The organism is Marinomonas sp. THO17, assembly GCF_040436405.1.
In the GTDB taxonomy this organism is placed as follows: Bacteria; Pseudomonadota; Gammaproteobacteria; order Pseudomonadales; family Marinomonadaceae; genus Marinomonas.
This window is the reverse complement of the sequence record NZ_AP031575.1, coordinates 418156-432665: the sequence shown is the minus strand read 5'-3', so window position 1 is coordinate 432665 and position 14510 is coordinate 418156. Positions and strand designations below refer to the sequence as shown.

General features: G+C 43.3%; 12 protein-coding genes. 2 read left to right on the top strand and 10 right to left on the bottom strand.

Annotated elements, in window-relative coordinates; translation table 11 throughout:
• Position 1: 1 nt before the first annotated feature.
• Entirely contained in the window at positions 2-3736 is a 3735-nt protein-coding gene (gene metH / locus ABXS85_RS02000; protein WP_353668384.1) for a methionine synthase, read from the bottom strand.
• A gap of 324 nt (positions 3737-4060) precedes the next feature.
• On the opposite strand from metH, the gene ABXS85_RS01995 reads away from it, so the two are divergent.
• The gene (locus ABXS85_RS01995) at positions 4061-4588 is read left to right on the top strand and encodes a DUF2202 domain-containing protein (protein WP_353668383.1); all 528 of its coding nucleotides are present in this window, start codon (positions 4061-4063) and stop codon (positions 4586-4588) included.
• 139 nt (positions 4589-4727) lie between these two features.
• Here ABXS85_RS01995 and ABXS85_RS01990 read toward each other — a convergent pair whose 3' ends face one another.
• From ABXS85_RS01990 to ABXS85_RS01970, 5 genes are all read right to left on the bottom strand, one after another.
• Positions 4728-5432, bottom strand: coding sequence for an aspartate/glutamate racemase family protein (locus ABXS85_RS01990; RefSeq protein WP_353668382.1), 705 nt, complete (start codon positions 5430-5432; stop codon positions 4728-4730).
• Between the two features lie 99 nt (positions 5433-5531).
• On the bottom strand, positions 5532-6341 hold the full coding sequence (locus ABXS85_RS01985) for an ABC transporter permease (protein WP_353668381.1): 810 nt from the start codon (positions 6339-6341) through the stop codon (positions 5532-5534).
• A 1-nt stretch (position 6342) separates the two neighbouring features.
• Complete coding sequence (locus ABXS85_RS01980) at positions 6343-7197, bottom strand: ABC transporter permease (RefSeq protein ID WP_353668380.1); 855 nt, start codon at positions 7195-7197, stop codon at positions 6343-6345.
• 55 nt (positions 7198-7252) lie between these two features.
• On the bottom strand, positions 7253-8587 hold the full coding sequence (locus ABXS85_RS01975) for a PotD/PotF family extracellular solute-binding protein (RefSeq protein ID WP_353668379.1): 1335 nt from the start codon (positions 8585-8587) through the stop codon (positions 7253-7255).
• 22 nt (positions 8588-8609) lie between these two features.
• On the bottom strand, positions 8610-9617 hold the full coding sequence (locus tag ABXS85_RS01970) for an ABC transporter ATP-binding protein (RefSeq protein ID WP_353668378.1): 1008 nt from the start codon (positions 9615-9617) through the stop codon (positions 8610-8612).
• Positions 9618-9864: 247 nt separating this feature from the next.
• Here ABXS85_RS01970 and ABXS85_RS01965 point away from each other — a divergent pair, with 247 nt between their 5' ends.
• The gene (locus ABXS85_RS01965; protein ID WP_353668377.1) at positions 9865-10548 is read left to right on the top strand and encodes a GntR family transcriptional regulator; all 684 of its coding nucleotides are present in this window, start codon (positions 9865-9867) and stop codon (positions 10546-10548) included.
• Positions 10549-10615: 67 nt separating this feature from the next.
• Here the strand turns inward: ABXS85_RS01965 and ABXS85_RS01960 are convergent, their stop codons facing one another.
• Genes ABXS85_RS01960 through ABXS85_RS01945 form a run of 4 tightly spaced genes read right to left on the bottom strand, consistent with a single transcriptional unit; the run spans position 10616 to position 14301 of the window.
• A complete protein-coding gene (locus ABXS85_RS01960) occupies positions 10616-11629 on the bottom strand; it encodes a DUF3445 domain-containing protein (protein ID WP_353668376.1) in 1014 nt (337 codons plus the stop codon).
• Between the two features lie 12 nt (positions 11630-11641).
• Complete coding sequence (locus ABXS85_RS01955) at positions 11642-12595, bottom strand: PDR/VanB family oxidoreductase (protein WP_353668375.1); 954 nt, start codon at positions 12593-12595, stop codon at positions 11642-11644.
• Positions 12592-13155: a dimethylamine monooxygenase subunit DmmA family protein gene (locus ABXS85_RS01950; protein ID WP_353668374.1), complete on the bottom strand. Its 564-nt coding sequence runs from the start codon at positions 13153-13155 to the stop codon at positions 12592-12594. Before ABXS85_RS01950 ends, ABXS85_RS01955 begins: the two co-directional genes overlap by 4 nt.
• Before the next feature lie 15 nt (positions 13156-13170).
• Entirely contained in the window at positions 13171-14301 is a 1131-nt protein-coding gene (locus ABXS85_RS01945) for an aminomethyltransferase family protein (RefSeq protein WP_353668373.1), read from the bottom strand.
• Between the last annotated feature and the right edge of the window lie 209 nt (positions 14302-14510).

Sequence of the window (14510 nt, the reverse complement as noted above, 5' to 3'; positions counted from 1 at the left end):
TTTACACTCGATCGTCTTCAGGATCGTATCCTAAGTTTGGCGCTAACCAACGCTCAGCCTCATCTTTGCTCATGCCTTTACGTTCGGCGTACTCTTCAACCTGATCTGGACCAATCTTACCAACACCAAAATAGGTTGAATCTGGGTGCGCGAAATACCAGCCACTTACTGCCGCAGTCGGTAACATAGCAAAGCTTTCGGTTAGCTCCATGCCAATACTTTCTTTCGCGCCTAATAAATCCCACAATTTGCTCTTTTCAGTATGATCAGGACAAGCAGGATAACCCGGTGCAGGTCGGATACCTTGATATTTCTCTTTAATTAGCTCTTCATTGCTCAAGTTTTCCTGTGGCGCATAACCCCATAACTCTTTACGTACTTTCTCATGCAGGTACTCGGCAGTGGCTTCTGCCAAGCGGTCTGCAACGGCTTTTATCATGATGGAATTATAATCATCATGATCCGCTTCATATTGCTCAACCAGAGGTTCAATACCAAACCCAGCTGCACAAGCAAAGGCCCCCATGTAATCGGCAACACCAGATTCTTTCGGCGCGACAAAATCCGCCAAGCTATGATTGTATTTGCCCGGAGCCGTTAACTCGTTTTGAATACGTAAAAAGGATAAGGTTTCCACAACCTCACTGCGCGATTCATCAGAGTAAATCTCGATATCGTCATGATTCACTTGATTAGCAGGGAACAAGCCCACCACGGCTCTTGCCTGTAAACTGGCCTCAGCAATCACCTTATCCAGCATGACTAAAGCGTCTTGATAAACTCGCGTGGCTTCTTCTCCGACCACTTCATCCGTCAAAATTCGCGGATAAGCGCCAGCCAACTCCCAGGTTTGGAAGAATGGCGTCCAATCAATATAATTTTTCACCTTCCCTAGGTCGATATCTTGCTCACTGAGCACAGTCAGACCTAGCTGATTTGGTTTGACGACTTGCTTATCAAAGGTGACTGGCGGCTTATTTTGTCTCGCCTTATCAATACTCACGCGACGACCAGCTTTGGCTCTGTCTTTATAACGAATACGGGTTTTTTCGTAATCAGCCTGCACCTCATCAATAAATCGTTGACGACGCTCATTGTCTAGGCTTAATAACGAACTCGCCACCCCAACACTGCGGGATGCGTTAGTAACGTGCACCACTTGATTGCGTTTGTAGTTTTGCTCAATCTTCACCGCGGTATGCGCTTTTGAAGTGGTTGCGCCACCTATCATCACAGGTAAATCAAAGCCTTGGCGTTCCATCTCTTTGGCCACGTGAACCATTTCATCTAATGATGGCGTGATCAAACCAGACAAACCTATCATGTCTGCACCTTCTTCCTTAGCAGTACGCAAAATGGTTTCCGATGGCACCATGACGCCTAAATCGATCACTTCAAAGTTATTACACTGTAATACGACTCCGACGATGTTTTTACCAATATCGTGAACATCGCCTTTTACTGTGGCCATAACAATCTTACCATTGCTGGAGGAAGCAGAATCTTGATTACGGGCTTTTTCTTCTTCTATAAAAGGCATCAAGTAAGCCACGGCTTTTTTCATCACTCGCGCCGATTTAACCACTTGCGGCAAGAACATTTTGCCAGAGCCAAACAAATCGCCAACCACGCCCATACCATCCATTAATGGCCCTTCAATCACTTCCAAAGGGCGATCATAAGCCAAGCGGGCTTCTTCTGTATCTTCGTCAATAAACTCCGTGATACCTTTCACTAAAGCATGAGATAAACGTTCAGCCACTGGCAAAGCACGCCATTCTTGCGTTTCTTTCTCAGCAGCTTCTCCTGTACCCGCAAATTCTCCGGCAATGGCTAATAGGTTATCCGTGGCATCAGGGGTACGATTTAATACGGCGTCTTCCACCGCATCACGTAATTTCAAAGGAATGTCCTCATACAGAGCAAGCTGACCTGCGTTGACAATCCCCATAGTCATACCTTGCTTGATGGCATGGTATAGAAAAACAGCATGAATGGCTTCACGCACCGGATTGTTACCACGGAATGAGAAAGATACGTTGGATACCCCACCGGATACCTTGGCATAAGGCAATTCACGAGTAATGTCACCAGTCGCCTCGATAAAATCCAAGGCATATCGGTTGTGTTCTTCAATCCCTGTGGCAATAGCGAAGATATTAGGGTCAAAAATAATGTCTTCTGGCGGAAAACCCACTTCGTCAACCAAGATGCGATAAGAACGACGACAAATTTCAATTTTACGTTCACGAGTATCCGCTTGGCCGACTTCATCAAACGCCATAACAATCACAGCGGCACCGTATTTCATCAGTTTACGAGCTTGTTCTTTAAACTTCTCTTCACCTTCCTTGATGCTGATGGAGTTCACCACACCTTTGCCTTGAATCCATTTTAAACCGGCTTCAAGAATCTCCCATTTCGAGGAGTCCAACATGATAGGCACACGAGAAATGTCTGGCTCAGAAGCGATCAACTTTAAAAAGCGTTCCATGGCCGCTTGCGAATCCAACATGCCTTCGTCCATATTGATGTCGATAATTTGCGCCCCATTCTCAACCTGTTGACGCGCCACATCCAAGGCGGTATCAAAATCCCCTTCCTTGATTAAGCGCTTAAACATGGCGGAACCCGTGACATTGGTTCTCTCCCCCACATTGACAAACAAGGCATCGGCACCAATATTAAAGGGCTCAAGACCAGACAAACGACATTCTCTTGCGATGTCAGGAATCACACGTGGTGTTGCATCTGCAAACGCCTTGGCAAAGGTCTCAATGTGCTCTGGGGCGGTGCCACAACAACCACCAATGATATTTAAGAAGCCGGAATCCACCCAACCTTGAATTTCTTCCAGCATTTCTTCTGGAGACTCATCGTATTCACCAAAAGCATTAGGCAAACCTGCATTCGGGTGGGCGGAAACCTTGGTATCAGCAATACGCGACATTTCTTCAACGTACTGACGTAAGTCTTTTGGACCGAGGGCACAGTTGAGACCAACTGAAATGGGTTTAGCATGAGCGATGGAATTCCAAAAAGCCTCGGTGGTTTGACCTGATAAGGTACGACCAGACGCATCTGTAATGGTGCCGGAAATCATGATGGGATAGCGCACACCGGTTTTCTCAAAATAATCCAGTACAGCATAAATAGCAGCTTTCGCGTTCAAGGTATCAAAAATGGTTTCGATCAAGAGAATATCGACCCCACCTTTAATCAAGCCATCAACAGCCGTAGTATAAGCTTCTACCAATTCATCAAAATGAATATTACGAAAACCGGGATCGTTTACATCTGGAGATATGGTACAAGTTCGGCTGGTAGGACCAACAGCACCAGCCACAAATCGCGGCTTGGCTGGATTTTTTGCTGTAAATTCATCAGCGGCTTCACGGGCTAAGCGAGCAGATTCAAAATTTAATTCGTAGCTTAAGGCTTCCATGTGATAATCCAACATGGAAATAGCATTGGCGTTAAAGGTGTTGGTTTCTATAATGTCAGCACCCGCTTCAAGATACTTAGCGTGTATCTCTTTAATGATCTTAGGCTGAGTGATCGACAACAAATCATTATTGCCTTTTAAATCGCTCTGCCAGTCCGCAAAACGTTCGCCTCGATAATCCTGTTCTTCAAGCTTATAAGCTTGAATCATGGTTCCCATTGCACCATCTAGGATCAACACATTTTCTGATAGACGCTGCTCAAGAACAGAATACGAAAGCGATTTAGACACCCTTACTACCTCACAAATATTTAAGCGAGCTTACTATAGCAAAAGTGCCTGTATTTACATTGAAAAAAAGTAATGTGCAAATGAATGATTCAAGAGATCACATGCCTATCATCAGCTTAAGGAAGGTGCGAATAAGTCTTCTGGGCATCAGTCTTATCAGAGAAACGGCCTATCAAGGCAAGAGTGAGCCTCAAATTAAGCCACATTCAGATCATTTCACTGCTTGGCTTTACCTTAATTTACCCATTGTTAGATAGCACACCCAATATATTAAACTATTCTAATATAAAGAGTTCAAAATAAATCCCAATCGAGGAAATACATATGACTAAGTATGTAATATGCATGGCAATAGCGATCATCTTTGCTGCCTTTAATGTCGTTAATGTCGTTAATGCAAGTGATCGATCATTTGGTGCTGATGCGGCAAAACAAAATAAATCACCGTCTATTCAACAAATGTTGGATTACGCAATACAGGATGAATATTTAGCGCGTTCCGAGTATGAACTGATTATGGATAAATTTGGTGAGCAACGCCCGTTTAGCAACATCATTAGATCTGAAGAAACACACATAAAATGGCTAAAAGAAGTTTATAACAATCACAGTATCCCTATCCCTCATGATAACTCGGCAAACCATGTAGAGCTGCCAAAATCACTTAAAGATGCCTTTGCAATCGGTGTCCAAGCCGAGATTGATAACATTGCCATGTACGATTCTTTCCTGAAGAATCCTTTGCTAGAACAAGCTGACAATGACGACATTAAGAGCACTTTTACTAAACTGATGCAGGCTTCGAAAAATCATTTATCCGCTTTTGAAAAAGGATTAAGCCGACATCAATAATAAGAAGTGGGGAGAGTGATATTAAGAACAAAATATCACTCTCCCCCTTAGATTTCAGTCTTTAAATAATAGCTTTGCGTAAGAGTAAAATTAAACCACTATGACCAGTTATCCTAACTTCCTATTTTAAATGTCTTCATCAAGATGTCTTTGCCTCAGGCCAGGCATAACCCAACACCTTACTAGTCGATAATTTTAAACCAATAAAACTGTCAGCAAAGCTGATGGCAATGCGCACCCCATCTAAAACTGGCAAACCCAAGTCTTGTTGTAACGCGTCCACCCAATGACTCATACCACCGCAACCTAGCACCAAGGCATCGGCTTTTTTCGCCTGTAACATCTTATGCGCTGCTTGCTTCACAATGTCGTAACTCTTCTCATCCGCATCAAGAGATAAAACAGGCAATCCCGATGCCGCCACCCCAGCACATCGAACCCTTAAACCATAATGATCAAGATTACGCTCCAGAATACCAACAGATCTTTGTAAGGTTGTCATGACCAAAAAATTCTGACTAATAAAGCTTGCTGCGTGCATGGCCGCTTCACCAATGCCAATCACTGGAGAAGCGGTAATTTCTCGCGCGGCATCCAAACCCGTATCATCAAAGCAAGCAATCACATAGGCCTTAGGTGGTGTGGCAGAATTTTCCAATTGGCGAACTTTTTCCAGCAAATGATAAGCTGCGTATATGCCATCACTATGCCCTTCTATACTGGCTGGACTTTTCTCACATTCAAACCACAAGGTCTCATTCTGTAAAGCTAGGTTAGAGCAAGACGCCTGCATTTGCTTGGTCATAAAATGGGATGCGTTGGGGTTAATAATCGCAATGGTCATCTAATCATCCTCAATCTATTCAGCTTTTCAATCCATGCAAATAAAGCGTTTAAAGTGGTCTTAATGACGACAAAGTTGAAGCAGGTTGCAAAAGCGATTTTATTTTTTCGAGCTTGGGCTTAACTGTTTTACCAATATTAATGTGATAAGGATGACGCCAAATGACACTAAAGTCGTCACGCTTCCCAAGGCATACAATACAGGAGAAGTCACATTGGTGGTCATGGCAAACAATTCCAGTGGCAAAGTGTTTAAGCTCCCGGATGTCATCAGAGTTCGAGCAAACTCATCGTAGCTTAAGGTAAAACCAAATAAGCCTATGCCTGTCAGGCTTGGTGCCAGTAAAGGCAATAGAATAAATTGAAATGTTTGCCAAGAGGTGGCTCCTAAATCCGCAGAAGCCATCTCATAACTTGGATTAAATCGGTTAAACACGGCGAACATAATGAGCAAGCCGAACGGCAAGGTCCATGTAAGATGCGCTCCGAAGCCAGAACTAAACCACTCTGGTGTTAACCCCAAGCGATCAAACATGAGACCAATGCCGAGACTCACTAAAATTGAAGGTAAAATTAAACTTGCAAGAGTAAGGTAAAAAATCACACTACTGCCAGCAAAGCGTTTACGAAAGGCAAGGCCGGCCAGCAAAGAAAAAATCACTGTACATACCATCACCATGGCACCTAAGACTAATGATCGCACTAAAGCACTAGCGAAATCTCCCACCGCCTGACGCTCCAATAATTGCGCAAACCAATGTAAGGATACACCACGCATAGGAAAAGTTAGGCCACCATCGGCGCCTTGAAAAGACAAAATAGCAATGGTGATATTTGGGCCATAAAGAAACAAAATAAAAATGCCAAAGAAAGCGGCCAAAAAGTAGAAGCTTAAAGGTCGTTTATTCATTTTAAAGCTCCTTGCGGACATCCACTAAACGAAACAGAATCATCAACATCATTAACACCGTAATCAGCAAGACAATGGCACCAGCGGCAGCGGCAGGATACTGAAGTAAAGAGATTTCGTTATAAATCAGCGTGGCAACATTGGCTTTAATACCGCCCCCCATAATTTTGACGGTAATAAAATCCCCCATCACCAAAGTAAACACGAAGATACTACCGACCATGATGCCGGACTTTGATAAGGGCAGGATAATGTCTTTCATAATTTGCCAAGGTGCGGCTCCTGCATCCAAAGCCGCTTCCACAAGATTAGGGTCAATTCGCATCATGCTGTTAAAAATAGGCACCACCATAAACATGGTATAGAGATGGACATAAGCAAGAATAATGGCAAAGTCACTATAAAGCAGCCAATCCACTGGCTGATCAATGAAACCGCCTGTCTGTAATGCGGAATTCACCAAGCCATTTCGACCAAGTAGCGGAATCCAAGAAATCATACGAATAATATTCGAAGTGAAAAACGGCACAGTACAGAGTAAAAACAATACCGTTTGCATTTTTTGTGTACGCACATGAAAGGCTAAAAAATAGGCAAGGGTAAAACCGATTCCAAAGGTAAACAACCAAGTTAAAAAGGCATATTTTAAGGTTTGTAAGTAAGCTTTTAACGTCACATTTGAGGTTAATAAAAACTCGTAATTATCAAAAATAAAGTCGGGTAGCAAAGAGTATTCATTGTAATCCCAAAAGCTAACCACGAGCATCACGCCTATAGGAAAAACGAGAAAGCCTAAAAGTACCAAGCTAAGCGGCAAAGACTGCCAGTAACTGTGATGGTTTTTTGATAACGCCATGTGATAGTAAACCTTTATAAAAAAGAGGGCTTCCTGCCCTCTTGTCCAAGACAGATTATGAAACGATAAACTCGTTCCATTTTCTGACCATATACTTGTTCTCATCCATTACTGAGTTCCAGCAGGCAACAGCCCCCATACGATCCCAATAAGAACCTCCATCACGAACGGCACCCGCTTTCTCCATGACCTTACCATCTGGGTTTAAAATATCCCCTTTCGCAGCTTTACCTTCTATCCAGAAGCCCCATTCGTCAGGTGTCATATAATTCTTAGAGGTTTCAGGTGCAGCACTGTAATAGCCCTGGCGATTCAGGTAAGCACCGACCCAACCAGATAAGTACCAGTCAATGTATTCATAAGCGGCTTCCAACTCTAGACCAGACAAATGAGACGCCAAGCCTAAACCACCGCCCCAAGCTCGATAGCCTTCTTTCAAAGGTTGATATACACATGGAATACCGCGGCTACGTACGGCTGTTACCGCTGGAGACCACATACTCTGAATCACCACTTCACCAGACGCCATCAAGTTTATTGATTCATCAAATGACTTCCAAAATGCACGAAATTGGCCTTGATTCTTCGCGGCAATCAAAATATCGATGGTTTTATCGATTTCCGCTTTGCTCATGTTGCCTTTATCAGCGTATTTAATCTCGCCCATTGCTTCACAAATCATGGCGGCATCCATGATGCCAATGGATGGAATATTTAAAATTGAGGTTTTACCTTTATAGGCCGGATCCATGATGTCTGCCCAAGTGGTAATGGGGCGACCAACCAAATCAGGACGAATACCCAGTGTGTCGGCATTGTAAATAGTTGGAATCAAGGTCATCCAATTGGTTTGTTCTGTGGCAAATTTGGTGGATCCTTTGGATTCAACAAAGCCCACCGTATGAGGTGCAGTCCCTTGTGCAATTTCAGAATCTGGTGTCAATTTACCAGTGATAAAAAGCGGTGAAATTTTGCTAAAGTTCTTTAATTTACTGGTATCCAAAGGTTGCATGACGCCCGCTGGGAACACCTTTTTACATATCCAATATTCAATATCTGCAATATCATAGGACTTAGGCTGAGTCACAGCCCGTTGCGTGACACTGTCAGAATCCAATGACGTAAGCTGTAAGTTAAATCCCAAATCTTCCTTACACTTATCTGCAATGGCATTAAGATTCGACACCCCTGTACCAAACTGACGCAAGGTCACGTTTTTAATATTTTGTGCCCAAATCATCGGGAAGCCAGAGATAGCACCCGCCGCAACACCTGCTTTGGCCGCTCCTTTCAATAACGAACGACGGCTAAAAGACGGAGTCTTTGCTGCCGTCTCAGTAGCAGGGCTATCCGCTTGATGTGTTGGATCAATTATCGCTTTATCTTTCATTTGTTGTCTCCGTTTGGGTTGACTAACAGTGAAACGCATTGATCCGCTCAGGGGACCAATACAGGTTAATAGACTTACCTATCGTCATCAGTTCGGTATTGAATTTATCTTCCGGTAAATAACAAATTAGATGTTGACCATCTTCTAATTTGGCTTCCAATAGATAAAATTGAGCCTGAAATTCAACGTCTATAATTTGTACTTTGACAACAATGTCATCATCAGAAGTAGAAGTGGTTTGAATGTGATCAGCTCGCACCGAGAAAGTGTTCGTTACATCTGGTATAGGCATTGCTTCAGACACAGTGAGAACATTGTGTCCGCCGATAAAGTTCGCTACAAACTCTGTTTTAGGGGATTCAAAAATGCTTCTTGGGGAACCGGCTTGTTCAATTTTACCGGCCGACATCACAATGGCTTGATCCGCTAAAGCAAAGGCTTCTTCCTGTGAGTGAGTAACATGAATAAAGGTTAAGCCAAGCTGTTGCTGTAGCTGTTTTAATTCCTTACGCATTTGAATGCGCAAAAATGGATCGAGTGCCGACAGTGGTTCGTCCAATAACACCACATCTGGTTTACAGATAAGGGCTCGAGCCAAAGCGATACGCTGTTGTTGCCCACCAGAAAGCTGACCCGGCAATTTATTCGCATGCTCTAACATATTCACCAGAGACAACATTTCATTAGCTTGAGCATGGCGTTCCGCTTTATTAACGCCGCTAACTTTTAAACCGTAAGCGATATTGTCTAGGCAAGTCATATGAGGAAATAAGGCATAGTTTTGAAACATCATGGCGGTGCCACGTTGTCGTGGTGTCAAATTCGTCACGTTACGATCATTCAGTAGAATGTCGCCTTCAGTAACGCTTTCATGACCTGCAATCATTCTAAGAGTGGTGCTTTTACCACAACCACTTGGGCCCAGCAGACAACAGTAACTTCCCTTCTCCACCTTGACATTGATGGCATCCACTACCGCAACCTGATCATAAATTTTAGTCGTCTGAACCAACTCAACCGAACCCGACATACATTAACATCCAAAATTGTTAGCAATCATGAATTTAAATATTGCAATTGTGGTGCCATGTTTTGTAAATGTGTATCTTGACTACTTTTTATGGAGAATGGGATGTTTGGCTTCCTATCGAAAAAATAGGATTTTTTGGTGCACTTTTGCTCACAAAGTACTCAATTAGTGCAAATTTATCATTTGATTTAGTGAATAAGAGACAGTAAATTTAAAATCTCATATTGCTAACAATCTTTTATATATTATGTCCCTTAACAAAGAATCTGAAATCCAGCGCCTTGTTCATGTTATCAGTAACGCCGTTGCGGAGCAGCGCCTACCACCGGGGACACGTCTGGTCGAGGGCGAATTGGTCACTCGTCTTAAAGCCAACCGAAATCACGTTCGTTCAGCGTTAAAAAGATTAGAACTTAACCGTATTGTGACCATAGTGCCCAATAAAGGCGCCAGTATTTCTCAGCCCTCCGTAGAAGAAGCGAGAGAAGTCTTTACAGCAAGATCCATTGTGGAACGAGGCATCATTGAGACCCTAAGTGAAAAATGCCGACAAATGGACATAGCCATCTTAAAAAAGCAGTTGAAAACAGAATTAGAGGCCATCAAGCGAAATAAACGTGGTCAAATCATTAAAGAGTCCGGCGAATTCCATTTACTTTTGGCAAGACTGGCTGGCAATTCAGTACTGACTGATATGTTACAAAATCTCATCACCCGGAGTTCATTAATCATTTCTCTCTATCAAATAGAAGCGGTCGACCTATGTGGTTGTAACGACCATAAAGACATAGTGGACGCCCTTGAACAAAATGATGTAAGTGCGGCGGTTCAGTGCATGAAAATTCACTTAAAAGAGATTGAAAGCCACCTCAATCTGGACTTCTGGGAAAACAAAAAAGTCGATATGGAAAAAGTTTTTGAGGACAGTTAAACACGCTTATCCCCTTACTTATAAGCCACAGCTTGAGATACAGCGCCATCACTTACAATCCACGATATCACTTTTGATATTTTGCTAACCAATCCACCAGCATTGGGTGATAACGGGTTAAGCCTTTATATTCAACCAACTCTGGTGGCAAGGTTTTCATAACATGATAAAGCCTTTTTGCCCAAACTGGATTGGTCACCAGATCCTGCATATTCATTAAATAAGTACGGATGTTCATCATCAACGCATTACTGCGTGGCATACGATCAAATACCTGCAACTCGACTCTTAGAAAAACCTTTTCAGCAATATTATCAGGCGTAACCGTCAAGCGATCCGGTCCCCATTCAGGGTAGGTTTCTGGCGAAACATCCATTCTTGGATTAACGGTTAAGGTCCAATTCAAGCGCCGTGTTGCTTGACCTTGAGGAATCGATATTAAAAATTTAAGCGCTCGTTCAATAATGCCTTCACTGTGTACAAAAGGAACCGGACCATGCCATTCGGCAAATGACATGCCCACATCAAAAGCCAATGACCAATCCGCAGGGCAAGTCAAAATACCCGCGTCCATAAAGAGATTTTGATCGCGCTGATCCATAAGCACTAAATCTCCCTGAACCTGCCTGCCTATGTATTCCATAGGTGGCATGGGTAAGCTTGAAGAATCACCGAAGACAAACTCATCCTTAATCTTTAACAGCTTATTTTCCCAACACCACTGATCGTCATTTTTGGCTAAGGTAAAATATTCTGGATAATCCTTAGCAAGATGCGTCATGGACACATCAATTAAATCCCAACAGGCCAAATCCATATGTGGCAACATCAAGCAACTGGAAGGACGTTTGCGCAAGACAAGATCACGTTCCGCCATTTCCGACAAGTAATGCTCATCCACATCATAAAAAAACTCATAGGCCGAGCCCTTACCCTCTTTTGGCAAATGCGGCTCTATATTGACCGAATAACGATAGGTGTCATCAGGAAAAGGGAAAGGAAAGCGTTTAATCGCATCTGAGCTATTGGTATAAGAAAAATCATCACGAAAAGTTTGAATCGGTTTTGGTGCAACTCGCATACTTCGTTTCCTTTATAAATCGAGCACCAGCGTATCGCTGATCGCGCGCGATACACAGGGCATCATACAATCTTGACGGGATTTTTCTGACGAGGATAAAAATTCATCGCGATGTTCCACTTGTCCTTGCAACACGCCAGTAAAACAACGTCCACACACACCACCACGGCATGAACTTTGAATCGCCACATCGGCTGCTTCCAATGCGTCCAATAAGCTTTCATCGTCAGCAACATCAATACGTTTTCCACTATTCAATGTCACCGCAAAAGCTTTACCCGGTGCTGGTGCCGTAAAAGCTTCGTAATGAATCGCACTTTGCGGCCACCCTATGTCTGCGGCAACCTCTTTGACCCTATTCAACAAAGACTCTGGCCCACAAATATAAAGATGCGTTCCTAAAGGTTGTTCAGCCATCACATCAGCAATAGAGCAGCGCGTATTTTGATTGGAGTCGTAGCAATGCAATTTGTCACCCAGCATGTCTGATAACCTTGTTTGATAGGCTCCCGTCACTGAGCCATCAAACATATAGTGCAATTCAACCTTTGCATGACGCCTTAGCATCTCAGGCAAAAACGATAGAAAGGGGGTGATACCAACCCCACCCGCCAACATCAAATGCTTTTTGGCGCGCCAATAAGGCGCAAATAAATTCGCCGGAGCGGAAATACTTAAGCAATCGCCGACTTTAACTTTTTTATGCATATACACAGAACCGCCACGGGACTGATCTTGTAATCGCACCGCGATTTTGTATTGCATAGTATTATTTGGATCGCTTAACAAGGAATACGGATTAGAGTATTTTTTTGCTCCATCCTGCATGGTGACTACCACATGGGAACCCGGTGAAAATGGCAACAAGGTTGGAGCATCTTCACAGGCTTCCAAAACAAACTCACGAATGGCCGGAGCAACTTGATGAATGCCAACAACTCTTACTGATAATTGCCCATTATTCATTTTAATGCCTCCCTTGCCGGTAACTCAGTTTTATCTTCAGCATTAATATTCAAACCAACATAAGCCCCTAAACGCCGCGAAAAATGATCCCTCACTAACAAGGGTAAACCGCAACCAGAACACTCAACTGGGGTATGAAGAACATTCTCCATTTGGTTGTAACAATGAGTGCAAAAAACACGACGAGCCGGTGTCGTCGGTTGGCTAAGCCTAATCTGTTCGGCTAACAGACCAGCCTGTACCGCCAATTTATGGACATCCCACAGAAACGCTTCCGACCCACTAACATACAATTGCGCAGACATGGGCAAGTTCGCAAAGGCAACGGACAAAACATCCGGACAGATTGTTCGCTCAAAGCCTTTCAATGAAGAATCGGATAACTCAGTGAGTGGCAAAGTGATAATGGCTTTTTGCGTATCACAAAATTGATATAACGCCTGTAAATTTGAATCTTGGCCAGCTTCTACCACAAACAAAGAAAAAATCGCTTTATCATTAATACTGATAGCTTGATACAGAGGACGACTCTTTATGCTTGAATCAAAGTCCGCTTCCATAACCTCTCCTAATCGTTAGCCTTTAACAGTGCGTTTTTTCTTTTCAGGATCATCAAATGGCAAGCTATGTGCCACAGCAGCCACTTCAATACTGCCCTTGACTTGAAGTGGCTGACCTTGAACGGCATAGGCCACATCATAACGGGCAATGGCCATGGATTTATTGGTTAAGCGTGAATACATAGCACAAGTAATCACACCAACCTGTTTACCATCCACCCAAAGCGTATCCCCTTCCGCTGCGGCTTGATCACCCTCTAGCAACACACCGAATATTTTAAACCTGAGTGTATCTTGTAAACGAAAATGTTCGATGGCACCACGAAACTGGGTCTTGTCTTTTGAGACGGTGAAATCCAATCCCAGCTCCCACAATGTGTCTCCAGCCGCTTCATCTGGAAAAGGGTACATTTCTGAATTGTCATAAGGGTAAAAGAGCAAATAGCTTTCCACTCGTAGCATATCCAAGGCAGTAAAAGCACAAGGAATAATGCCAAGAGGTTTACCTTTTTCTAAAATGGTGTCCCAAAGCAATCCCACATCCGCCGCTTTACAAAAAATCTCATAACCCCGTTCACCGGTATAACCCGTTCTCGAAATCATCACAGGACAATCAAACAAGCGTGTTTGCATATGATGAAAATAAGCTAAGTCACGAATACCTGGTACATGCTCTTCAAGAAAATCAATGGCTAGCGGGCCTTGTAAAGAAATATCATGCAGATCATCATCAAATAACATCGCCACCTGACGCCCAAGGGCACTTCGGGCTAACATTTCATCTCCCTTCCCCGCGCCATGTACCACCATAAAGGCATTAGGCCCTGTTCGATAGACAATGCAATCATCCACAAACTTACCTTCATCGTTGAGCATGCATGCGTAAACCGACTTACCAGGATAAAGCTTGGACATATCACGAGTGGTGGCATAATCCAGCAAACTCTCTGCATGAGGTCCAACATAATGCACTTTCTTCAAACCAGATACGTCCATCAAACCAGCCTTGGTGCGTATGGCTTCATGCGCCAGCGCCAAGTCACTGTCATAGGTCCAGGGAGTCCCCATACCATTCCAATCTTCAAGAGTTGAACCGAGCGCCCGATGGCGATCAGATAAAGCAGACATACGCCAAGAATTAGCCATTTTCCCCTCTCTATTGTTCAGTTTGATTAAAAAAACCGTTAACAGCTTTAAAAAAGCACCAAAAGGAATATTTATTTCCTATCAAGAAAGCAAAACCTTTGCCAATCTAACCTTATTGAATGATCCCCTGGGCTTTTAAGACAGTGTTTACAAGAAAGTGCTTAAAAGACAGTGCTTTGATATCACCCATGTCTTTCAATTCAGATTGA